This window comes from Endozoicomonas sp. PH6C (assembly GCF_059322965.1).
In genome coordinates this window covers 2,275,192-2,296,591 of the sequence record NZ_CP185342.1, presented here as the reverse complement: position 1 = coordinate 2,296,591, position 21,400 = coordinate 2,275,192, and the positions used below count along the sequence as shown (strand labels likewise).

The 21,400-nt window shown below is 46.5% G+C and carries 21 protein-coding genes, 2 tRNA genes and 1 pseudogene; 6 read left to right on the top strand and 18 right to left on the bottom strand.

Annotated features, from left to right (window positions below; all coding sequences use genetic code 11):
- Positions 1 to 3: 3 nt before the first annotated feature.
- Positions 4 to 2,304 (bottom strand): DNA internalization-related competence protein ComEC/Rec2, encoded by a 2,301-nt coding sequence (locus ACOMG9_RS08910; RefSeq protein WP_448218632.1) that lies wholly within the window; start codon positions 2,302 to 2,304, stop codon positions 4 to 6.
- 486 nt (positions 2,305 to 2,790) lie between these two features.
- Here ACOMG9_RS08910 and ACOMG9_RS08905 point away from each other — a divergent pair, with 486 nt between their 5' ends.
- The gene (locus ACOMG9_RS08905) at positions 2,791 to 3,318 is read left to right on the top strand and encodes a DUF2062 domain-containing protein (RefSeq protein WP_422133328.1); all 528 of its coding nucleotides are present in this window, start codon (positions 2,791 to 2,793) and stop codon (positions 3,316 to 3,318) included.
- A 196-nt stretch (positions 3,319 to 3,514) separates the two neighbouring features.
- Positions 3,515 to 3,805 (top strand): hypothetical protein, encoded by a 291-nt coding sequence (locus tag ACOMG9_RS08900; RefSeq protein WP_422133327.1) that lies wholly within the window; start codon positions 3,515 to 3,517, stop codon positions 3,803 to 3,805.
- 177 nt (positions 3,806 to 3,982) lie between these two features.
- Here ACOMG9_RS08900 and ACOMG9_RS08895 read toward each other — a convergent pair whose 3' ends face one another.
- Both ACOMG9_RS08895 and ACOMG9_RS08890 read right to left on the bottom strand, forming a co-directional pair.
- Positions 3,983 to 4,528 (bottom strand): hypothetical protein, encoded by a 546-nt coding sequence (locus ACOMG9_RS08895; RefSeq protein WP_448216659.1) that lies wholly within the window; start codon positions 4,526 to 4,528, stop codon positions 3,983 to 3,985.
- A 24-nt stretch (positions 4,529 to 4,552) separates the two neighbouring features.
- Positions 4,553 to 4,891 (bottom strand): hypothetical protein, encoded by a 339-nt coding sequence (locus ACOMG9_RS08890; RefSeq protein ID WP_448218679.1) that lies wholly within the window; start codon positions 4,889 to 4,891, stop codon positions 4,553 to 4,555.
- On the opposite strand from ACOMG9_RS08890, the gene ACOMG9_RS08885 reads away from it, so the two are divergent.
- Entirely contained in the window at positions 4,866 to 5,354 is a 489-nt protein-coding gene (locus tag ACOMG9_RS08885; protein ID WP_448218631.1) for a lipocalin family protein, read from the top strand. The genes ACOMG9_RS08890 and ACOMG9_RS08885 overlap by 26 nt on opposite strands.
- 607 nt (positions 5,355 to 5,961) lie before the next feature.
- On the opposite strand, the gene ACOMG9_RS08880 is transcribed toward ACOMG9_RS08885, so the two are convergent.
- From ACOMG9_RS08880 to ACOMG9_RS08860, 5 genes are all read right to left on the bottom strand, one after another.
- On the bottom strand, positions 5,962 to 6,510 hold the full coding sequence (locus ACOMG9_RS08880) for a hypothetical protein (RefSeq protein WP_448216658.1): 549 nt from the start codon (positions 6,508 to 6,510) through the stop codon (positions 5,962 to 5,964).
- 26 nt (positions 6,511 to 6,536) lie between these two features.
- Complete coding sequence (locus ACOMG9_RS08875) at positions 6,537 to 7,178, bottom strand: hypothetical protein (RefSeq protein WP_448216657.1); 642 nt, start codon at positions 7,176 to 7,178, stop codon at positions 6,537 to 6,539.
- Positions 7,179 to 7,848: 670 nt separating this feature from the next.
- Positions 7,849 to 8,244, bottom strand: a complete 396-nt coding sequence (locus ACOMG9_RS08870; RefSeq protein WP_448216656.1) for a GNAT family N-acetyltransferase — start codon at positions 8,242 to 8,244, stop codon at positions 7,849 to 7,851.
- A 271-nt stretch (positions 8,245 to 8,515) separates the two neighbouring features.
- Positions 8,516 to 10,846 carry a DUF2357 domain-containing protein gene (locus ACOMG9_RS08865; RefSeq protein WP_448216655.1) on the bottom strand — a complete coding sequence of 777 codons (2,331 nt, stop codon included), beginning with the start codon at positions 10,844 to 10,846 and terminating at the stop codon, positions 8,516 to 8,518.
- Between the two features lie 13 nt (positions 10,847 to 10,859).
- Positions 10,860 to 12,353 carry an McrB family protein gene (locus ACOMG9_RS08860; protein ID WP_448216654.1) on the bottom strand — a complete coding sequence of 498 codons (1,494 nt, stop codon included), beginning with the start codon at positions 12,351 to 12,353 and terminating at the stop codon, positions 10,860 to 10,862.
- A 1,005-nt stretch (positions 12,354 to 13,358) separates the two neighbouring features.
- On the opposite strand from ACOMG9_RS08860, the gene ACOMG9_RS08855 reads away from it, so the two are divergent.
- Together ACOMG9_RS08855 and ACOMG9_RS08850 are read left to right on the top strand one after the other, a co-directional pair.
- A complete protein-coding gene (locus tag ACOMG9_RS08855) occupies positions 13,359 to 13,613 on the top strand; it encodes a hypothetical protein (RefSeq protein WP_494530104.1) in 255 nt (84 codons plus the stop codon).
- Positions 13,592 to 13,903, top strand: a complete 312-nt coding sequence (locus ACOMG9_RS08850; protein ID WP_494530103.1) for a hypothetical protein — start codon at positions 13,592 to 13,594, stop codon at positions 13,901 to 13,903. Before ACOMG9_RS08855 ends, ACOMG9_RS08850 begins: the two co-directional genes overlap by 22 nt.
- A 90-nt stretch (positions 13,904 to 13,993) precedes the next feature.
- On the opposite strand, the gene ACOMG9_RS08845 is transcribed toward ACOMG9_RS08850, so the two are convergent.
- Together ACOMG9_RS08845 and ACOMG9_RS08840 are read right to left on the bottom strand one after the other, a co-directional pair.
- Positions 13,994 to 14,212, bottom strand: coding sequence for a hypothetical protein (locus ACOMG9_RS08845; protein WP_422442369.1), 219 nt, complete (start codon positions 14,210 to 14,212; stop codon positions 13,994 to 13,996).
- 80 nt (positions 14,213 to 14,292) lie between these two features.
- Complete coding sequence (locus ACOMG9_RS08840; protein WP_257275284.1) at positions 14,293 to 14,499, bottom strand: cold-shock protein; 207 nt, start codon at positions 14,497 to 14,499, stop codon at positions 14,293 to 14,295.
- A gap of 464 nt (positions 14,500 to 14,963) precedes the next feature.
- On the opposite strand from ACOMG9_RS08840, the pseudogene ACOMG9_RS08835 reads away from it, so the two are divergent.
- Positions 14,964 to 15,707, top strand: a pseudogene (locus ACOMG9_RS08835) (IS5 family transposase); the annotation flags it as partial.
- A gap of 553 nt (positions 15,708 to 16,260) precedes the next feature.
- On the opposite strand, the gene ACOMG9_RS08830 reads toward ACOMG9_RS08835, so the two are convergent.
- The 8 genes from ACOMG9_RS08830 to ACOMG9_RS08795 form a co-directional block, all read right to left on the bottom strand.
- Positions 16,261 to 16,337: transfer RNA gene (locus ACOMG9_RS08830), tRNA-Asp, on the bottom strand.
- 64 nt (positions 16,338 to 16,401) lie between these two features.
- A tRNA-Val gene (locus ACOMG9_RS08825) sits at positions 16,402 to 16,477 on the bottom strand.
- 296 nt (positions 16,478 to 16,773) lie between these two features.
- Positions 16,774 to 17,283, bottom strand: coding sequence for a type II secretion system protein M (locus tag ACOMG9_RS08820; protein WP_422133317.1), 510 nt, complete (start codon positions 17,281 to 17,283; stop codon positions 16,774 to 16,776).
- Positions 17,284 to 17,288: 5 nt separating this feature from the next.
- Positions 17,289 to 18,701, bottom strand: a complete 1,413-nt coding sequence (gene gspL / locus ACOMG9_RS08815; RefSeq protein ID WP_494530102.1) for a type II secretion system protein GspL — start codon at positions 18,699 to 18,701, stop codon at positions 17,289 to 17,291.
- Between the two features lie 9 nt (positions 18,702 to 18,710).
- Positions 18,711 to 19,688 (bottom strand): type II secretion system minor pseudopilin GspK, encoded by a 978-nt coding sequence (gene gspK / locus ACOMG9_RS08810; protein WP_422133315.1) that lies wholly within the window; start codon positions 19,686 to 19,688, stop codon positions 18,711 to 18,713.
- Positions 19,685 to 20,452, bottom strand: coding sequence for a type II secretion system minor pseudopilin GspJ (gene gspJ, locus ACOMG9_RS08805; RefSeq protein WP_422133314.1), 768 nt, complete (start codon positions 20,450 to 20,452; stop codon positions 19,685 to 19,687). Before gspJ ends, gspK begins: the two co-directional genes overlap by 4 nt.
- On the bottom strand, positions 20,449 to 20,844 hold the full coding sequence (gspI, locus tag ACOMG9_RS08800) for a type II secretion system minor pseudopilin GspI (protein WP_422133313.1): 396 nt from the start codon (positions 20,842 to 20,844) through the stop codon (positions 20,449 to 20,451). Before gspI ends, gspJ begins: the two co-directional genes overlap by 4 nt.
- Entirely contained in the window at positions 20,825 to 21,349 is a 525-nt protein-coding gene (locus ACOMG9_RS08795; RefSeq protein ID WP_448216650.1) for a prepilin-type N-terminal cleavage/methylation domain-containing protein, read from the bottom strand. Before ACOMG9_RS08795 ends, gspI begins: the two co-directional genes overlap by 20 nt.
- Between the last annotated feature and the right edge of the window lie 51 nt (positions 21,350 to 21,400).

Here is a 21,400-nt window from a genome sequence, read left to right as displayed (position 1 = left end):
TCCTCAGCGCCACCAGTATCTGGCACTTTCACTTTTGTATTTCTTCACGGTCTCAGGCTCCTTCCCCATAACAAAGCTGAGGGTTCCTGAACTGGCCGTGCTGAAGAGAGTCGCTCCCAGTTGTTCAACCCGGCTCAGGGTCTCTGCCGCCGGGTGTCCAAATGGATTTCGATAACCCGATGACACCAATACCTGTGATGGGTTGACCTGAGATAGAAACGCCTTTGAGCCTGAAAAGCGGCTGCCATGATGGGGAAGCAGAAGATAATCTGCCTCAAGGTTTTCAACCTGACTGATTAAATAAGACTCGGTTTTTTTGCCAATATCGCCGGTCAGGAGCAACTTTTCAGTGCCTGCTGTCACTTTCAAAACACAGGATCGCTCATTATCAGTCACCGATAAACGACTGCCTGACAACACCTCGAACGCCACTCCATCCCATTGCCATTTCATTCCGGGCAGACAGGGACTCATTGCCCCTTCAAACCCGGCAACCGCAGAGCCTGAAATAATCTCTGCTTCAGGATATCGCTGATGAATCACGTCAAGCCCACCGGAATGATCATTGTCACCATGGGAAATCATGACACGGTTCACCCGGTCAATACCAAAGCGATTAAGGTAAGGAACAATGATGCCATCCACCGAGTTGAAACGACCTCTGGAAGCCACTCCGGTATCATACAGCAGTGTCTTTCGACGAGTTTGCAAGACCACTGCAACACCCTGCCCCACATCCAGTACGGCTACTTTCACTTCACCTGTTTCAGGATAATCCTTGATGGGGAAAAACAGAGGCAGAAGAAAAAAGGGGAAAAGCACTCTTAACCCAAGCCCTCTGGGTGAAGCCAGAATCAATACAGCTGCTGCCATCAGGACAACTTGTATCAGTCCTATGCTGGCCTCGGGCAAAAAGACTGGTAATGATGACACGGCGGCTAATCCCATATCCCATAACCTGAAAGCACCATCCAGAAAATGAAGAATCCCGTTAGAGACCGAAGTGAAAACTGGCTGAAGGGCCAAAGCAAGAAAAGCTGCAGGCACGACCAGCAGTCCCATAACAGGAATCGCAACGAGATTAATCAGCGGTGAAAACAGAGATACTGACTGCTCATTGAATAACAACATGGGAGCCAGCATCAGGAAAACCAGCCATTGAGGCCTCAGCCAAAGCTTCGACCTGCCTCCCATACTGACATCGTCATCAGCTTTCATGCAAAGCCGTCCACAACAACCGAAAAGCAAAATACCCACCGCCGAAAAGGAATACCAGAATCCGGCACTGGTTATAGCCAGAGGTTCGATAGACAATACGACACAAAGCGCCAACAGGAACAACGTCAGGGGTCTGGCTTTAATACCCAGTAAAGGGCCTGATAATGCCAGACCGGTCATCACCAGTGCTCTCTGAACCGGTACCGTAAAACCTGCCATAAAGGCATACATCAGGGCAAACAGGAGCCCTGCTCCAGCGGCGTACCGGGGTAAGGTAATCTTCCTCAGAGGAACAACGCCTGTTCGTGCCAGCATCATCATTAACCAGTAACCTGCTGCTGCCATAAGACCTATGTGCAGACCCGAGATCACCATTAAATGAGTGGTACCCGTCTGATTCAACCACTGCCATTGCTGCTGAGAGATTCCTGACTTGTCACCAATTAACAGCGCCGATAACAAGCCAGCAGAATGCTCGCTGCAATGTTGATAGAGCCAGTGTCGCACAGCACTTCTAAGGCGACTTCTGAAGAAAACCATGCTATCTGAAGTCGCTATTTTCTCGCCTGTTTTGACATACCCCGTAGCCTGAATATTCTCTCTGGCTGCCCAGGCCTCTCTGTCGAAAGCCCCGGGACTTCGATTGCCGTGAGGGTGCTTGATCCGAACCTGTAATGTCCATAACTCTCCAGCCTGAACTTCAGGTGCCCGGTACCAGCTGAGTCGAATCTTTTTAAGATACCCGGCAGTCTCTCCCTCCAGCGTTTTCACATTAAAATCAAAGCGGGTAAGATGCGGGTGATAAGCAGGAATATCAGAGATAAACCCTGTTACTATCATCGCTCTACTTTCTTGCTCCGTGTTGATCCAGCTCTTCTTAAGCCCATCAGCATGTAAAAATCCTGTAAAGATTCCTGTTAACCCCAACCCGACATAAAGGAGAACAGGCACCGAAAAATCATTCGGGAAATAACTAGCACCGGGCAAAATGCTCCGAAGGCTTCGATAAACTTTATAAAACCTCCGGAATCTCGACACTCTGCTTAATGGCACTGAATCTGCGGTTTGGGCGGCTCCAGCCTCCATGATGACAGACAGCAGCCCCGTTATAATCAACAGCACGCCCAGGACGCCGATAACCCTGATAGACATATCGCCTGGTATTGTCGGAAAAAGAACCGTCAGCACTATTCCCGATAAATAGCTACAGTACCCTGTGGGAAGATTGATAGTGTGTTTCATTTAATCAGTGCATAATGTCGCGCTTTTTGCAGAGAAGACAAGGGTCAGACCCATGATGAGTTTAACGCTTGGATCAGGCTCTCAGCATAGTCATCAAGATTGGATTATGCTGAAAGGTGTGCTGGTTAGATGGCTTTTAACCAACCAATTCTGCAAGGCAATGACAGGCTGAGTGATAAACACTCACAAGATTGCCTGATCAAAACAACCGGAGACGACCGACTTTTAAGGTGAGAATCACTAAACTTGATTCGCTGCTTATGGAACGGTATTTCCACACTGAAGACTGGAAGTCAGTCTCAGATCAAAGAAAGAGTACAGTTAAGGGACATGGCGAGGAAACTGATAAAACGCTATCTGCCGGATCCGGGAACCATTAAGAACAACCGACATCTTCGGTTTCTGGGCAGTACTATCCATGACGCCAACCTCTGGCACCTGAATCGACGCTCTGCAGCCAGTGCTTTTTTTGTGGGTGTGTTTTGTGCTTTTATCCCCATCCCTTTCCAAATGGTTGTGGCTGCTGCCATGGCCGTTGTATTCCGCTGCAACCTGCCCCTCTCGGTGGCTCTGGTCTGGATCACCAATCCGGTCACTATGCCAGCCATATTTTATTTCACCTATAAGGTGGGATGCTACATTCTGGATGTCCCCATCAGCGAAACCTCTTTTGAGCTCTCGGCACATAGCGTGGGTGTTGAATTGGCCAGAATCTGGAAACCTCTGTATCTGGGTTCATTAGTTACCGGTGTAATTCTGGGTTTTCTTGGCTACCTGCTGATCAGGCTATACTGGCGCTGGAATGTCGTTCACAATTGGCGCCAGCGACGCAAACGTACAATATGCAAAAAGTCATAGACCCTTCTTTGCCCAAGTTTCCCTATGGCCAGTATTCCAGTCCAGGGTTATAAAAGGGTAAATTTCACTTAAAATGCGACATTTTTATTCTATTACTATGGACAGGAGATCGCTGTCTTCCTATAGTTATCGCCATGAGTTAAAGCACTCACGTTTCGAAAACTTTTTTTGACTTCTCGGTAATCCAAATACTGCCATGCAAAGAAGCTTCCAAAAGCGCAAGCCAAAGCTGGAAGGTCGCGGTGTGCTTGAGAACATCAGCACCGAAGGCCCTCACAGTGACTGGCTGGGTATGCCCGATTATTACATTCATACACTGACCATATCCGATGATGAGTATAAGTACCTCTCAGCCGACAAGACCTTGGATGTTAATGTGGGCGATACCATCGTCTTCCGCTATAAAGAACAGAGCAATGAAAAGCGTATCGACAAACGCTCGCTGGGTATCTACATTGATCCAAGCCAGTATATGAACGATAGCTGATCGATACTTCCCGATCTGCACTTCCGCTGAAGTGCAGTTTGTGCTGGGTGCCAATCCATATAGCCTTCCTTCCAGCAAGCTCCCCATTGATGGACCCGATAAAATTCAGGGCTACAGCTGCATGCCCAAACATAAGTCCCACATCATCGTTATTGATAGCCATCCATGGCTCCACCCTTATTCTACGTAAGGATATGCAAGCGTCATTCGATGGTTAGAAAGCTTTATAGTCACCTTTGATTGCCATGAAGGATCATACCTCTCCACAACACCTCGCACTGTCAGATAACTCTTAGAACCCTTTCCTGTGAATTCACCATTAATCTCCCCACTTAGCGTCTTCCCATAAAGATTGATGTTCTGAAACCAAAAGCTGAAATGATTGCCATTGCACAGGTTGGCCAAATCCGCTGAGTTACCATAGGGATTAACCAAAAAATACTCTTCTCTGCCATCAGGGACCAGTTGCAGAGTCAAAATCATAAGACCGCCAGGATTCACATGCAGTTTCAGGAGGAGTTTGTTAATGCCTATGTTATGCACTTTGGCCAGATATTTAGCATCAAGCCTGTAGGTCCCTGCTGGAATAGCGCAGGGAGTAATCGCATGTCCAAATACATGTGGCGGGGGCATTGTGTCGTAGTTAGGATAAGGTGGGAACTCAAAGCCAATGGCAAAAACCAGCTGTGGAATAGCCCATAGGCTGTACCAGTATCTTTTCATGATATTTTACCTTTTCGTCAGGAATCAGAGCGTTAATGCGTATTGACCAGATGCTTCAGGATAGGCGAAAGATAAGGTCTGTTCTGCTAATACAGGGTGGTTATTATTGTCTCGATCGAAAGCCAACGAATTCTGGCATAAATCCATCAGTACCATAATCATCAATTCGTTGGCGATGCTGCCGAGGACGTAAAGGTCAATAATCTTTCTGGACAGAGGGGAAACCCCATCTTCACGACAATAGATGTTTAATTGCTTCCAATCCCCTAAAATCCCCATATCATTACCATGAATAAAAAGAGGATGACTACTTGTGAAACTCATTGCCTGCCTGGCTATGTTCGCACTACTTTCAGGCTGCACAGGAATTCCTGAACACGTAAAGCCAGTAAAACCTTTTGACATCGAAAAATATATGGGCAAGTGGTTTGAAATTGCCCGACTGGATCACTCCTTTGAGCGAGGACTGAGTCATGTCACTGCCGAATACACCCTACAACGGGATGGTTCTGTCAAAGTGATCAACTCTGGCTACTCTGAAAAAGACGATGAATACCGTCAGGCAACAGGCACGGCAAAGTTCGTTCGACACAGTGATGAAGGCTATTTAAAAGTCTCTTTCTTTGGCCCCTTTTATGCCTCTTATGTCATCTTCGAACTGGACCAGAAGGACTACCAGTACGCTTTTGTCAGCGGTTATAACAAGCATTATCTATGGCTTTTGTCCCGAACCCCTGAAGTGAGCCAGAAGTTAAAAGAACGGTTTATCCAACAATCCGCCAAGCTCAGATTTGATACTGACCAGTTAATATGGGTCAAACAGTGATAGTCAGAAACAAAACCGTCAGGGCTGAGAACGCGCAACTTTCTCAATCCCTCGGCTGGCCACCTACCCAGCTGGATCATGCTTAACATATTCAAATATCTGACACTCCCCGCTCATCGCTTCACTCTGGGCGAGGATTCTCGATCGCTCAAATTACCATTGGTCGCCAGCACAGTCACAATCAGCTTTCCAGTATTCGACTGGAAATGAATTCCTATCATTTTATTTATTTTCAAACGGAAGATTACAGCGAGGTAAAATACGGAATCTATGTCTCAGCGGGTGGAAACATTTACTTTATTGCCAGATCTGGCGTTCATCAATTCAGGGATGGGGGCACTCTTTGCCTTCATGTTCACGCGATGCTCTACCGTTTTAAAGTTCGGCAAGTAAGGTATGTAATAAACATTATCAGGCGCAAGTACTCACTTCTACGTTTAAAGACAGTTGTTCTTTGATTCCGACAAACTGGATTAAGCACCAATGGCATACCTTGTGAAAGTTCAACTACCGGCAACACCCCTAAAGCAAAGACGAAAAGAAAATTTCTAATACAGCAACTCAAGATACGTTGAGTGATAGAGACGAAAACATAAGCCTATGACTTTTATTTTTTTGTCGAAGCTCTGATTACTTCCATAAATTTATCTCCGGACTCAGAGTCATACATTTTATTTTCTGTTAGAATTTGATCTATTTCTGCCACCTTGAAAGACAAGGCGATAGATTCCTCTTTAGTAATATTCGCCAAAAGCAGCCTTAAAAAACACATAGCTGTTTTTACCTTCATACGATCAATTTTGGCTAATGCTACACAGGCAGAAGTGATATTATCTGCATCAGATCCATTCGTACCGGAAAACAGATTTATCTTACATAAAGCCCTTGATTTATTTATTTTATGCAATCGGTCAAAAAATAAATCTTTCCTGCTGGTACCAGTATGGTGGTGAGTTGAAAGAAGGGAAGAATAAGCACAAACTGCATCTTCAGCGAGAGGCATAGCTCTCATGTAAGCGGTACTTTCCAGCCCCTTAACCAATCCAACATAAGGGTTCATGTCATAGAAATCAAACAAGTATTCATAGGCATTGGAAATATTGAAATAAGACACTTCAAGTCCTTCTCCCACCAGTATTTTAAATAAACTAGCCATGTCTTTTTCTGAAAAATAGTTTGCTTCTAGAGCCTGTATATAGCATTTTTCAAGGCTGACTTAAATTCATCAAATCGTCTTTGAGATGAAAAGCAGTGTAGCTCTCCCATTGCTTCTTTGTACATTTCAGCAGATTTCAGAACTTTTGATTCGTATATCTCAATGGGAATCCCTTTACGCTTTAAAAAATCCAAAGATAAATGAACCACCTCATAATACTTTTTTGAATTAACCGAAGTTAAATTACTTAAATTCTTTAGCAACTCTCCAGTAAAATTCAAAAGTACTGGATCAATGTCAACTTGTATTATTAATTCTGATATGGATGAAAGCTCAGGAATACAAGATAATAAGCCTGACTCACCCGTGACAATTGATACTCTTCTTGCGCTTATGGGGCATAATTCACGAAGCCCGGTTATCGTCCTGACTAATGAAAGTTCACTGCCTCTAATACCACCCGGATACTCGTTAGTGAACCAGAAAGTTGTTTCTGGAGTAAGATTTGTTATTTCCGAAATAGGAAAACGCTTTGCAAGCTTCTCAGCAACCCCTCTCACAGTATAATGTGAAAAATTACCAGAAAATTCTTGTTTAGAAGCTGAATTACAATGCTCTCTTGTTATACTTTCCGTACTTTTGGCTGATATGCTTAGGTCAAGATTCATTTTTGATTACTACCTTATAAACCACCTATTCCTTTAGACAATGTTTTTATTCTTTTGTTCAAAATAACAAAACGAGGAGGTAAGTCCTGCACCGTATGTAACAGAACCCCGGAAGCTTTCTGATTTGTCGCAATTCCAAGCCACGTGCCTGAGAGTCAGGTAGCGGGGATAAGCTCGGAAGCTTTGTCCACTTTAACAAGGAAACGTTGTAACAGTGTTTTCCAACAGTTGCTCAGGGCTATTCCCCCGACACCAGTTCCAGAAGATCATCGATCGTCATAATAGCGTCCATCAACCCAGAACATGGGATGCTCCCCCTCCCAAACGGCTTTAAATGAGCCCAAAATGGAGTTAACCATTTAAACTGGATTAGTCCGAGCGAACCACCCATGACTATTTCAGTACTGGGTATCAATATTGGCAAGAACAGCTACCATCGTTTGGTGTTGATGAACAGGGTCGCAAAGTTATCAGAAAGAAGTTGTCCAGGAAACATCTGCTGGAATACTAAGCCAATCTTGAGCCATGTATTATTATCGTGAAAGCCTGTGGCAGTGCTCATTGCCAGGATCAGTTACTTAAGACATATGAGCATACTGTCAAGTTAATCTCATCCCAGTTTGTTAAGCCTTATGTCAAAACCAACAAGAACGAGTGCAACTATTTTTCATCATTTATCAAACAGTAATTGCACCGTTTTCATGGACAAGAACATACGTTCCCGGTCGCTTTCTTTCGTTAAGGATTCAAAGCCAAACTGTTCATATAAGGCCGCAATATTATCATTCAAACAATCAACAATAACAGCATAAGCCCCCATATGAGCATTAATGTCGTATAAGTATTCAAGAGCTTTGATCAAAGCAATCTTTCCAAGCCCCCTACCCTTGAAGCCTTTATGAACCGCAAGTTGTGCTAGCAAAAAAACAGGCACAGGATAGCCCGGTAGTTTTTTGGCTAACGACGCTGGAAGCGTTTTTCTCGAAATAGAGCCCGGCGCAATGGTGTAAAATGCACAAATCGGGTATTTACCATCCGGCATAGGTTTAGCGGTTGGCAAAAGCATTGTCCGGCTGATAAAGAATCTAATGAGCCGGTTCAAAGCTGAGAGTAGTGGCGCCAAAGAAACCTTGACTATTGGGCTCCACGCAAGAGGCCATTAAAACAGCCAGATCCATACAAGCTTTCAGATCGGCAGGAACATCTGCATGAAAATGTAACTAAACGCCCTCATCTGCAGTTTTCATCAACTCATATTTCTTAACCGACAATTGTCGTTAGCCGAGTCGATCTAACGGGCAGGTCTCTGTGATCTGCCAGAAGCAAACATCTACCCCTTACTTCTTCACTAACGATGAATAAAGTTCAGGCAGCTCATCCCATCCATAACCTGCTGTCAGGTCATCCCTGGAGACCAGTTTTAACTCAAAATGCACCTTACGCTCTTGCCACAACGGTATTTTCAAACGTAAGGCAGATCCCAGGCTAAATAGCCAGAACCACTCATCCGGGCTGGAAACAACCGGAGTACCCGTCTGTTCTTCCGTGAGGTTCCCCCTTTGCACACGCTCTGCTTTCAGGATCGGATAAATATAGTTCACCCGTCGCTGAACACCATCAGCATCATCCAGAGCCACTGCAAGGTAACGAGCTTCGGTAGCGATATGTTGCTGGATTTTCTCTCGCTCAAAGGCAACGAGCTTTGTGTGATAAAACCGGGCATCGCCGTTTTTAAACTGGTTTATATACTCCTGATTCCGGTCAGGTCCCAACTGATTTGCCAGAATAGTCAGCCCCTGATAATGGGCGATCGAATAACCTTTACCCGGAATTCGTGCAGCGTCCTCCGCAAAATACCGTTCACTGGTCGCATACGGATATTTTGTCTCAGGAACACCCAGTTTTCGTTGCAAAAAAACAGATAGCCAATGACTCCCCTTGTTATCAACCTGAGGTAACAGACTAAAAGCACCGATGCCCACTTCATTAATCGCGACACTGTATGGGTTGCATTCACAAAGCTGATTGAAATAGCCCGGATACAACACATAGGCACCAAACACCGGACGGGTTTTCACAAACCCTCTGTCATCAAACTTACAACGATGAATCAGGGCATCCCGATAACGATGCATTTGATTGATGGCATCATCAGGCACCCGGTCGTAACCTGAGGGGATTCCCTGATCATCCGCAGGCGTCTCAATCCGATACTTGGCATCAAATAACCAGATAATCCCGGCCCCGTCAGGAAAGGTAGCCTCGAGCAAAATATCCGGTTTTTGAGTCACCAACCAGGTTCTGATCTGACCGTCTTTCTTTCTGAATATCGGTTCATGAGCCAAACGGATTTTCACCCCGTCAGACCGCCTGAAATGAAAAGCTCCGGCCATACCATCCTTTAACGAAACACGGATTCCACTGTCTACCAGAGGTATCCGCCCACAAGGAACCTCCTCAAAGCCCAGGTCCACAATAATCCTGCGTATCTCCAGAAAACACCAGACTTCATACATCTCTGCCACATTGCGCAAGGAGAGTTGATCGGCCCCATCCAGAAGCTCGAGATACCATTTAAGCTGTTGCCAGATTTTATAAACTTTCGAGTAACCAGGCTTTTGCTGTAATACCAACGACTCACGCTTCAGCCCCCGGTATTCTCCAACGTCCCTGAAAAACGGCTGTTTCTGAAAATGCCGCAAAGCCTTCTGCCAACTTTCCAGCTCTTTCATAAAGCTGGCGGAAAAACGCACTTTACCGGATTCCGGAGCCAGACACGCCAGCTGTTGAACCCGGGTCAGCCTGGTGACGCCATGACCAATCACCGCTTTAATAAAACGGTTTTCCGGCGTATCCACGTGGAGTCGCTTTTTGCTCAGCGTAAAAGACTTCTCATAATTTTTATTGGCCTTTTCCAGCGCCAGCCGCTCTTCCTGCTGTCTGGATAGTCTGCCCCTCAACCGACTCATCGGAACGGTGTGCTTATACTCCATCAACCGACTATGCGGCGCATTCACCACATGCTTCAGCCCGGCCAACAACTCCTTATGAAGGGATTCAAATCGTGCAAACCACAACAGCAAGAATTGGGAGTGCGGCTTTTTAACGGCGCTTAATAAATGACTGGTGCCTTCTGCCAATGAGTAACGCCACAGTGGAAACGCAGCATCAACAGCCTCGTTCATTGCCCTGAAATCCGACTGCATATCCATCTTCACCGGCAAAATATCGAAAGCAATCGACTGTTCTATTAGCCGTCCCTGGTAGGAATAGGCCAGTTTAAACTGAAAAGTGCCGACATGGTTGCCCGCATTGATACTTCCCCGTAAAGAGCAGCTACGGGGACTGAAACGAAAAGACTCTTCAATAACCTTTAGCTTATGTTGCACCGTCGGCAGCGGATCACCCGCTTCCGGTGGCTGGTGAAACAGAAACTCAATCTCGTAATATTTGTTTTCAAAGAAGACCGCTTCACCAAGACATAATTCAAACACCGGCTCTGTGGCATGTTTTAACAATAACGGGGGAGAAAACCGCACCTCAGAAGTCGGCACGGCATTGCCACGCTCCGTCAGCGTTCGTTCCAGCCGCCGCTGACTGGTACGAATATCTTTTGACCAAATGACGCAATCAAAATGCCCGGTTTCAATAACGGCCAGTTCCGGCATAATCTCTACTCACTCAGGGCCAATAACTGGTAAAGGTATGACTCTCAAGCCGCGCTTTCATCCACTCCAATTTTTTGCGGGAGCGACACGGGATGCCTTTTTCCACATCACGGAACAGGTCCGGACGCTGCCCATCCCAGATATCGGGCAGTAAGCCTTTGAGCTCGTCGGTCAGTTTATCCAACAGGTTAACCGCATCCTCATCGATCACCACTCGCAGCTTATCCTCATCACCATCAATGCGGGGCAGTACCTTGGTCATCATGAAATCATCCCAAACCGCTTGCAGCGCTTGCTCATCTCCGGGTTGCAAACACGCCACATAGAGCAACAACTCGTTCAGGGCGCGATAGGCCAACTCAAAAGGGGTTCGTTTAAGCACCTGATTCACCCGCTCAAGAAAGGCAACCGTACGCTTTCCATCAGTGTCGAAGGTACCTGTCAGCTGCTCCCGCCTGGCCGAGGTCAACACTGACCAGTGAAATACTCTATTCTCCGGTTGTCCCTCAAAGAACTGACCATAATCATTAGGATAAAACTCGCCATAATCCAAAGTCAGTGCCCGGTCAATCACCTTGCGGGAAAAACCATGAGTGGTTTCATCCATATTAACGGTACCGGCCACCAACAGATTGGGTGGTATGCCGATGCCGTGCTGTTGAAAGTAACCCCACAGCGGATCATCCATCAGCCCTAAATCCGCCTGAAGCTCCAGGTCACCGGATTGATTCAGTGCCTGCAAGTCCAGCAACGGTTCACAACAATACTCTCCAACCTCGTTGAAATCCCGTGTTTCCAATACCGATAGGTAATCCGCAAAATATTGCTCCACCGGTGCCAAATTCATCTCATCCAGACAGAGCCAATAGGGAGGCGAAGCAGAATTCAGAGTTCCGGTTCCGGCTGCGGAGGCATCAGGCGCAACCGACTTCCAGGCACGGATAATAAACGCGAGCACTTTGGTGGCAATGTATTTCGGTTTATCAACCCGGGAGACATAACCTAACAGATCAGAAGGCTCATGCCAGTCAGGCCTTACCGGGATCAGACAGAAGTTCCCTTCAGGGTCATCCGGATCATGGAACTCTGCCTGCTTTCTGATAAAACGGGATTTACCGGTGCCGGAGATTCCGGCCAGAAGGAGGAAGGGTTTGGGGAGGTTGAGTCGATTGTTTTCAGATACTTCTGCAGGTTCAACCGCACTCAACTCGTACTCACATATCCTCTTGATAGTTGAGTCATAACCAAGAATATACTTGTCAAAATCAATATGAAGATAATCAAATAAAGGGGGTAGATCATGTTCTTTACGATATGTTCGATCAATGTCCCGGAGCGTAATTTTTCCTGTTTCCAACGCTTTTAACAACGCCCCAACAACGATGACCGGTATGATGCGCAATTGGTTACCTTGCGCCATTCGTATATAGATATTTTCCGCGTTTATTTTTTCTATTGTTAGTGATCTGCCCCCTTCACCGAGAACAACACCTTGCTTAATCTTCATCCGTTAACCGACGTTAGGCCAATAACAGGTAAGAGTATAGAAAAAAACAGCTGAAACATAGACGTTTATTAAAGCGTGATCAAGATTACTCAAACAAGGTTAATAAACATATTGAACTCCCTCCAAAGCTTCCTCTGCTCTGGTCAAAAAATCATTTAACATAGACTATCGTACATGTTTAGCCGGATAGGAAAAAACACTTGATAGCGTGTACGACTCAGTATCTCAGTCTTTTCTTAATACAAGCAATACAGTAGCCAGCTTGACCCACAACAGTTAACAACAAGCTTATGCAACCAGCCACAATCAGTAACCGACTGATGGCTGTCAACCATGTGACACTCCCCCGCCTTGTCAGGCGAGGCTTCTCACTTCACAGGCTACAGCCAGCCTATAGCGACTGGACTTACACAGAAGCCTCCATCAGCAGTAACCGGGTGCCCCTCGGTTATTTATTGGTCTTTTGTTTGATTTGCCGCAGCCTTAACGGGTCACTCAGGTATGGGCTCGTCTGGTTCTTCAAGGGCGGTTGGGCAGTTTTCTCTGCCTTAATTTTTTGTTAACAGTGCTTGGTTTTCGTCACCGTGAGTCTCTGCATAGAGACAGACCGATGGAAAATATAACCAACTACGTACAAATACTCAACCGGAACGCTCTGCGTTCCCGTCTTATATCCCCGCCCGATTGAGGGTGTCGCAAAACTTCAACAGCTCGTTCTCACGCTCTGAAGTCGTCATTCCCGCGAAGGCGGGAATCCAGCGCCAACGGTGGATCTCTGCCTTTTCGGGGATGACAAGGCTAGGGGGACACCGGGCAGTATGGTTCTGGTGGAGAGTCATTGTGGATTCCCGCCTTCGCGGGAATGACGAGAATGAAGCCGGCAATGACGGGAGTCAACGCGTTCCCTCGCCGGAGAGAGTTTTGCGACACCCTCGATTGGGCGAGGGTTTACGACGATTTTGCTAAACTGATCGCCCTGCCAACCCTGGCCTGGTGCTTTACGCCATGACTGATGGCCGTTTTGCGGTGTGGGACCCTCACCGCAATTATTGGCTGCCGCAAAAGAACGGTGAAGATATTCAGGAGCGAACCCCGGCTTTTGTGTTCTCACCCTCAGACGTGTGGGATGGACTGGCGGGGGCTGGCAATGCTTCCCTTTGCAACGGGTTGATTCGGGATTGGGCCAGTTGGCAGAAAGAAAAGAAGAAGCCTTATCAGCAGTTGAAGGCACTATTGGCATGGCGGAGCATACCTTTGTGATCAATTTTTCACCCGATGAAATATCACCTAACCCAGCCCTGCCAGCCAAGCAAAAGGCACTGGCTCGAAAAACCATTACCCGCCTGAAGCTTGATAGTCATCAGAATGATAAAATGGTGGACGACAGCATTGGCGGCATTGATATAGGCAGAAGCCTGAATGGTACAAATATGAATGACTCCCTGGATTCCGATATGCATGGCTCTTTAAGTTCATCATTTGATGGCTCATTTGGTTCTTCATACGATGACAGTTTCAGTTCAGGAGGGGGAATAAACAATGACGGGTAATAATAAATTTACGAGAACCTGAATTGCGCCCTGATGCCTGATGTTCTCAAACCTCCACCTCATGCAGCGCCAAATCCGGCGCAGCCCCCTTTACCTCTCCCCCTGAATAAAAGCCTTCTGCCCTAGTCCCACAGACTCTCTTCTCACTGTCACGACTGAACCACCGCTTAGCTCTGACTGACTCGTTCCATTGCCATTGAGCGCGGTGATTGTAGCTATAACCTTGCTTCCTTCCGGGATAAGCGCCTGAACTGTTGCCAGATGTTGGTAGTGGCCATGGTCTTCCCTTTTACTCTTCCCTGAACGCAAAAAAGGCAACACCCTGAGGCATTGCCTTTTCACCTTCACCAATGTGAAGCATCTCAGCTACATAGTACGTAGCTCAATCTTTACAGAGGACGGATGTCTTCTGCCTGAGGACCTTTCTGACCCTGGGTCACTCGAAATTCAACCTGCTGGCCTTCAGTCAGGGTTTTGAAACCGTCGCCAACGATCTGACGGAAATGGGCGAACACGTCAGGACCATTCTCCTGAGCGATGAAACCAAAACCTTTCTCTTCGTTGAACCACTTAACAGTACCGGTAGTAGTAGACATAATCATATCCTGATTTTTTTAAGCAAAATACCTTGCCGTGTATGCCACGGATAAGGCGGTAAAGCTAGAAGTTTTGTTATCGCTTATGAAGAACAGGACGAGCCACTACGCTCAGAACACTAAATCTATACATAAAGAATCAAACGCACTTATAACCTGGTGCCCATTTTACACGGCTTCGAGCTTTTAACAACGAGTATAAAACAATCATTAACGGTGGTAACTACTCAATTAGCATTAATTCTGTGAGTAGTGCCTTTCTGGCTCGATGATTTGTACCACTCGTCCAGAATCTGCCTTTACGCTTGCTGAAAGGCACAATGTCCTCCAACTCTCTGCATCCTCCTGAACCTCGACCAGGGCGCGTTATTATCCAACCGACCGAACAGATAAAAACATCAGTAACCTGACCGGAAAGACACCTGAAAGTGATCTAGAATGCGGCGTTTAGGTCTGCTACAACTCGCACAGTACTCAAAGATAAACAATGGGATCGGGTCAAAGACATGCTGCCGGGTAAAGTCTCTGACCCCGGACCAACAGCTGACAACAGGTTATTCATTGAGTCGATTCTCTGGCTTGCTCGTACCGGAGTACCGTGGAGAGACATGCCTGAAGAGTTCGGTGATTGGCACAATAATATACAACCGATTCAGTCGCTGGAGCTCGAAAGGAATATGCAATCAAGTCTTTGAAGAACTGAGTCAGGATTGTGATACGGAATACCTCATGGTTGACGGATCAATCACCCGTGTTCATCAACACGGTGCTCCAAAAAAACGGATAACAGTGCCGAAGCAGTTGGAAAATCAAGGGGAGGTTTAACAACCAGGATCCACACTGCAACGGATGCACTTGGTAATCCTGTTCGCTTCATTCTCACAGCTGGACAAGCATCAGAGTAAGAACAGGCAAATGCCATGATAGAGGGATTTTCAGCGGACTTCGTTCTTGCTGACAAGGGATATGACTCAAATGCACTCCTCCTCGAGGTCAAGAAGTCAGGTGCTGAAGCAGTGATTCCTCCGAAGCGAAATCGGATAGATCAGCGAAAATATGACAAAGAAATCTACAAGTAGCGAAATCTAATTGAGCGACTATTCCAAAAGCTCAAGAACTTTCGGCGAGTTGCAACTCGCTATGAACGCTTGGCACGCAATTATATGAAAATGCTTCAGATAGCAGCCATCATGATCTGGTTAGCTTGACAACATCAGTAAATTGATTGTCTGGTTAGAAAAGAACGCTCCCTGGCATCAAGCAGCTGGCTGAGAAAGAGAAGGTGGACAAGGCCAGGATCTCAAAGTGCATCCGCCTGACCTGTCTGGCCCCGGATATTCAGGAGGATATTCTGTGCTACCAGGGTAAGTGGCAGCTGTCGATGAAAGACTGTATGAAACCCTTCCCAATGCTTTGGTCTGAGCAGCGGGAACATTTTAGAAAGCAAACCACCGCAACATTAGTAGACTCTGGTTTGTAATCAGTTTTATCTGCCCACCATAAAATCGCCCACGAACCCGACATCGACCTCCAGCCCAAAAACCAAACTAACGTACTGATTTGAAAAGAAAAACCAAAGTGGAGGAAGTGACACCCCAGTTCCTCCAAAAAAACCGAGAAGAGAGAAAAACAGAGAGGAACAGGAGGAAAAACAGTGAAAAAGCCCGTTTTGCAAAACCGGCAAAAGTTGCAAAAACCCTTTAAACGTAGGGCCAAAACAGAAAAACCCTGTAGACGACAGACTACAGGGTTTTTGATATATGGCGGACCGGACGGGACTCGAACCCGCGACCTCCGGCGTGACAGGCCGGCATTCTAACCAACTGAACTACCGGTCCGCTGAACCCTTCACATACCGCCCAAAGTAGCCAGTATGCGGTCACGCAACCCCTTTAGAGAAACTGGTGGGTGATGACGGGATCGAACCGCCGACCCTCTGCTTGTAAGGCAGATGCTCTCCCAGCTGAGCTAATCACCCGACTTCTCTCTCTGCGCGGTGCAGTGCGCTGAAGTGGAGCGAATGTTATGCAGATCAGATGAAAGTGTCAAGGAAAAAAACACGTAAAAAGAAGAACTTTTGTGTTCTAGCTGAGAGTTTTTCTGTGTTTTCAATATCAGCGATATGCTATCAATGAGTTTACAAAAACATGAGTCTATTTTTGACAACTCAAACTCTCCTTTAAAACCAAGAAGAAAGCACCAAAATTCAATCTTAAAGCTGTCGTTTATTCAGAGATACGAAAGCTTTTGATGGAGCCCCCGTATCTGCCAGAATCAATTTGCAAGATGCATATAGACTTTCACTCGACCCTCTTCTTTACCTCGATCGATTTTTATCTGCTGAATAGTCACTTCATAACGGGTATCCAATGCAACCATCCAAGCCAGAAGCTTCTGATAGGCCGCATCTTCTATCCAGACTCCCAAACCTTTACGATCAGGTTGAACACGACTTAATGTCAGTTCTGATTGTCTGGCACTGCCCGATACAATAGTAGAAAGGTCTTTTTTTGCACCTGCAGCCCTTTGTTTCCTTTGAGCTTGTTTTGCTTGATCAACATTATCTGCCATCCATTCATAAATGGATTGTTGGTGAGTGAACTCTTCCTGCTGCTTTTCACTCCATTCGGTTATAGGCTTCCAAACGAACAGATAGACTGAAGCCAACAAAAGGAGTGCTGTCAGAAGATGCAATGCTCTTCGATCTTTCTCCGGCATCAGCTCGTACTTAGCCCGAAGCTGGAGCCAGAGCGGACTTCTCTCGAGTAGATGAGTCAGTTTCATCAGCTTCACCTGCCTATCGTCATTCGAGCATTGACGCCCGTTTTTTCCTGGTTGGCACTATCCAGGCGTGCGCTTAGCCCGGATGATTTTACTGCCGCCAACAGCTTATCAACCCCTTCAAGATTGTCTGCTTTCAACTCCAGCACCAGTGCTCCTGTCGCTTCATTGAAATCCATGCTGACCGGCTTCAGCTTAAAATCTGACAAAGAAGATGACACAGCAGAAACCTGTTGCAGCAAAGGTAAAAAGGCTTCTCCAGTGGCACTTTGACCAACATTTTTCAATCGACTTTCCATACGCCCCTTCAGGTTAATGCTTCCAACTGAATGTGTCTGGGCCTCAAGCACCTGCTGATCCTGTGGAAAGACTTCCAAGTAGAGCTCTGCGCTATCCTGCCAGTACTCTTGGGCTTTCTGTTGATACAAAACTCCTTCCCCGACTTTTAAACCCAGCTCAAGCAGCAACCAGATGGAAGCCACCAGGGCCAGAGGCTTCCAGCGGCGCATCTTGCGGGTGGCTCTTTTAGGGCATTGATAAGGGCCATAACGAAGGTCAACTAAGTCGGCAGATCTTTTGGATGAAAAATACAACGCCGCCAGATACTCAAAAACAGTGCCAGTCAATGGTTCTTCTTCCACCAGCCAGCCGTTTTCTTCCAGCCATTGTTTCACCTGATCTCTCTTCTCAGTAGCCAATGACACCAGACCATCAGCAAATCTTATTCTGGCACTAACAAGAGCCTCAGCATCTTCAGCTATCAGCTCCTCATCCGTGTGAATAATATCTTCACTGACCTTTTCCCCCCAATGACCCAAAACAAACTTGAGAGCTTCGTAGTCGAGACAAACACTGGCTTGGTCGGGTGCAGAAAGAATAGAGGAATCATTTTCAAGAAGGAGGTTTAATTCTCGCGGAACGCCCTGAAAAAACTGTAGCTCAGCCATAACTTGCTGGGCGGAAACCCCCTGCTCGTCAAGACAGGCTAATAGAGATTGCATCTGCTCATGGGGAACAGCCGACACGTAAACTTGTTCACTTTTCCTGTTTAGATAACTGGCCAGGTGCATAGACTCGATGTCATCGGCTAGTTCCTCTTCAATCATAAAGGGCAGCGCGGTTGAAAGATGCTTTCGCTGACCACTGTTAATAGGCAGCCGCTTGTGCATGACCAGAGTCCCTGGCAAAAGCACTAACACCTGGTCCGGCATTTCATCTTCCAGAGTGGTCTCGTCCAGCTCTTTGTTATCAGGCTTATGGATAACAAACTGGACCCAGTCATTTTTGACTTGACCCAGCTCCGAGATATGGACATCTCCCAAGAGCTCTCCGTTACTGGCAAAAGCCCCCCACTGAACTCGAGTGTTCGTCTCAATCCGGGAAACCGGCGGTGGTATCCGAATCAACAGGATGTTTTTCATTATTAGACCTCAGGATTCCTTCTTGGCACTTACCCAGTAGTCGTTGGGTCCAATCTCACGACCAGCGATTTGAACCTGTCCCTCTGTATTACGATACATAAGGGTTTTTAAATAGAATGACGTATCTCGATACGTTGCCTTGATGTAAGCAGTAAAATATTGACTGGCAACATCCAGAGGCACTTCTTTAAGAGCGGCAGTTTTATCTTTCAGGGCCGGCAGCCTGGCCAGATCTTCCAGTCTGACGAACCCTTCTGCACTCTGAGCATCAATAATAGTCTCTACATCACTTTCTGTGAGTTTATCAGACAGTGAACGCATTACTTCAGGCAGCACCGTATTGACGTTGATACTGGTAGTGTCTGGCAAAGCGGTTACCAGAGGAGCTAACAATTCAAACTCATCAATACCAACGCCCTTAATCAGTCTTAACTCGGATAATGAAACAAACGGAGCATCAGAAGTTCTTCTCGGCGGATCCATGGACAGATAATTATTATCTTCTCCACCGTCTTCTGAGGGTTCCTGGTCATGATCAATCCAGTCCTTGATGGCTGAGGCAATCTGTACATTCAGGCCCAGATTTTGCAGTATGATCTCGAACATTCCACGAAACTTTTGTCCGTCCAGTGCATCTGCGGCGAGCCAGTTCAGGTTAAACCGACTGGTTTCATCAACAATGACCAACTCGATATCCCCCTGATCAACGGCATAGCCCACTTCTTGTATATTCCAGCGTTCACTTTCGTGATCCATGATTTTTTTCTTTTTCTTGTCTTCTTCCGCATCCTGCTCTAGCAATAAAGCAACATAGTTTTCAGCCCCCAGAGCCAGATGTCTGGCCTGTATACGCTCCAGATAATGGGTATTTTTTTCAGTGTGGAGCCAGAGACTGGTCATCATCTGGGAAGCCATCAAGGTAATCATCGCGAAGATCAAGAGCACATAGATCAGGGCAATGCCACGCTGCCGGTTAACTGGCCTCATCGTTCTTCCTCTTTCTCATCACCTTCTTCATAGTCACTCTCATACAGCTCTGGTATGAAAGACATTCGCCCTGCTCTATTCTGATCTTTACCCTGTTCCTGATCCGGTTTTGTATGAGCATTCGGGGACTTGTAGTCTAGAGCTGGCAAAATCGTTACCAGTTTTCCAAAATTCCCGTGCTGCATCGTCAGCTCTATTGCGTGGGGCATCACCGGATCTTCTGTTTTCTTTGCTCCAGTTGCCGGTTTCGGTCTCCGGGATTTTTTTTCCGGTGGCCAGCTGTTCTTCCAGCGCTTCTTTTCGTCCATAAAACGGACTTTCAATGCCTGCACATTGTCGAGAATAACCTGCCTTATCAGAACCGGATCAGGAGCCCTGTCCAACATTAACCAGTAGTAACGAACCAGCTCATCGTCTTCCAGGTTATAAGCAACTCGTTGCAGGTTGCTCCTCAGCTCCATCAGCGGGTTACGCCAGCCAGCACGGGTAAATTCCAGAACAAAGCCATCAAGACTGGGAGACTTGACGGCTGGTAGAATCTCACCAAATTCATCCCGTACCGGTCTTGCCGCCAACTGGAACAGATCTTTCTCCAGAATCAGCTTCGCCCGCTGAATTTCATCCAAACTGTCCAGAATGCCATCGGTCACCTGCTGAGCCCGACTCACTGAATCGAACAACTTGTAGGCCGCCGTGCTGATCATGGCAAAGAGCATTATGGCTATCATCAGCTCAAGCAGTGTAAACCCCTTGCTTCCGTTCATTTTCTGGGCTTCCTCAGATAGGACTCCAGAGAGAATATCGGAATATCGTCACCATCAGGCTTCTGAACACCCACAAAGACATCCACAACAATTTTTCTGAAGTCTCTCTTGGTGGTATCCCTAACGGTTTGACGAACGTACCAGTCATACCCAACATAGTTTTCAACCTTTCCTCTGACACCTTTATCAGGCCAGTTTTTTTCTGCCTGGATACGGCTCAGATACTGGTCAGCCAGCTGTGCAGCCAAAACCTTTTCCTGCATATAGCGGGTTTGGCGGATACTGTTACCGTCTGCCAGCATCAACATGGAAGCGGCTAAAGCAAAAATGACCACAGCCACCATCACCTCAATAAGGGTGAAACCAAAAATACTAGCGGACGACTTCGACATCGGACAAGCCATCGGTTATCAGCACCACCCTCTGCTTTTTGTTTTCACTGGGGATCACGAATAGAGAAAAAGGGGTCACCTGATAGTCTGAATAAAAAACAACATCAGGGCCGACATCTGTGGGTTCGAGAAAGGGTAGATCGTCCTCATCTGTATACAGATAAACATCCAGACTTTCCGGCATCCTGTAGGGCTGAAAAGGTGTCTCTGTGATCACAATCCATTCATTACTTTCCAGTGGCAATACCCACCAGTAGTACTGCCCATTCTCATCAATAGAAAAACCGTATTCGGCATTATCCAGGAGCGCTTTGTCCCTGACCTGAGAGAATAAAATCTGTAATCTTGCCGCCTGTTCCTGAACTGTTTTTTGTACATTGCCGGTCATTGGGCTTAATAGCGTAATACCCAGCAATATGCCTATGATCAGAATGACAACGAGCAATTCTACCAGAGTAAAACCCTGTTTTTTGTTACTACCTGCCCTGCTTACTTCCGATACCATACTGTTCACTGAGCCCCGTTAACTTTGAATTAATCCGATATCAAAATTGAG

Excerpts from the sequence above, each read along its gene's own strand:
- ACOMG9_RS08910 (WP_448218632.1), bottom strand. The coding sequence starts at position 2,304 with ATGGAGGCTGGAGCCGCCCAAACCGCAGATTCAGTGCCATTAAGCAGA.
- ACOMG9_RS08905 (WP_422133328.1), top strand. The coding sequence starts at position 2,791 with ATGGCGAGGAAACTGATAAAACGCTATCTGCCGGATCCGGGAACCATT.
- ACOMG9_RS08900 (WP_422133327.1), top strand. The coding sequence starts at position 3,515 with ATGCAAAGAAGCTTCCAAAAGCGCAAGCCAAAGCTGGAAGGTCGCGGT.
- ACOMG9_RS08895 (WP_448216659.1), bottom strand. The coding sequence starts at position 4,528 with ATGAAAAGATACTGGTACAGCCTATGGGCTATTCCACAGCTGGTTTTT.
- ACOMG9_RS08885 (WP_448218631.1), top strand. The coding sequence starts at position 4,866 with ATGTTCGCACTACTTTCAGGCTGCACAGGAATTCCTGAACACGTAAAG.
- ACOMG9_RS08880 (WP_448216658.1), bottom strand. The coding sequence starts at position 6,510 with ATGGCTAGTTTATTTAAAATACTGGTGGGAGAAGGACTTGAAGTGTCT.
- ACOMG9_RS08875 (WP_448216657.1), bottom strand. The coding sequence starts at position 7,178 with ATGAATCTTGACCTAAGCATATCAGCCAAAAGTACGGAAAGTATAACA.
- ACOMG9_RS08870 (WP_448216656.1), bottom strand. The coding sequence starts at position 8,244 with ATGCTTTTGCCAACCGCTAAACCTATGCCGGATGGTAAATACCCGATT.
- ACOMG9_RS08865 (WP_448216655.1), bottom strand. The coding sequence starts at position 10,846 with ATGCCGGAACTGGCCGTTATTGAAACCGGGCATTTTGATTGCGTCATT.
- ACOMG9_RS08860 (WP_448216654.1), bottom strand. The coding sequence starts at position 12,353 with ATGAAGATTAAGCAAGGTGTTGTTCTCGGTGAAGGGGGCAGATCACTA.
- ACOMG9_RS08855 (WP_494530104.1), top strand. The coding sequence starts at position 13,359 with ATGACTGATGGCCGTTTTGCGGTGTGGGACCCTCACCGCAATTATTGG.
- ACOMG9_RS08850 (WP_494530103.1), top strand. The coding sequence starts at position 13,592 with ATGGCGGAGCATACCTTTGTGATCAATTTTTCACCCGATGAAATATCA.
- ACOMG9_RS08840 (WP_257275284.1), bottom strand. The coding sequence starts at position 14,499 with ATGTCTACTACTACCGGTACTGTTAAGTGGTTCAACGAAGAGAAAGGT.
- ACOMG9_RS08820 (WP_422133317.1), bottom strand. The coding sequence starts at position 17,283 with ATGAAACTGACTCATCTACTCGAGAGAAGTCCGCTCTGGCTCCAGCTT.
- gspL (WP_494530102.1), bottom strand. The coding sequence starts at position 18,701 with ATGAAAAACATCCTGTTGATTCGGATACCACCGCCGGTTTCCCGGATT.
- gspK (WP_422133315.1), bottom strand. The coding sequence starts at position 19,688 with ATGAGGCCAGTTAACCGGCAGCGTGGCATTGCCCTGATCTATGTGCTC.
- gspJ (WP_422133314.1), bottom strand. The coding sequence starts at position 20,452 with ATGAACGGAAGCAAGGGGTTTACACTGCTTGAGCTGATGATAGCCATA.
- gspI (WP_422133313.1), bottom strand. The coding sequence starts at position 20,844 with ATGTCGAAGTCGTCCGCTAGTATTTTTGGTTTCACCCTTATTGAGGTG.
- ACOMG9_RS08795 (WP_448216650.1), bottom strand. The coding sequence starts at position 21,349 with ATGGTATCGGAAGTAAGCAGGGCAGGTAGTAACAAAAAACAGGGTTTT.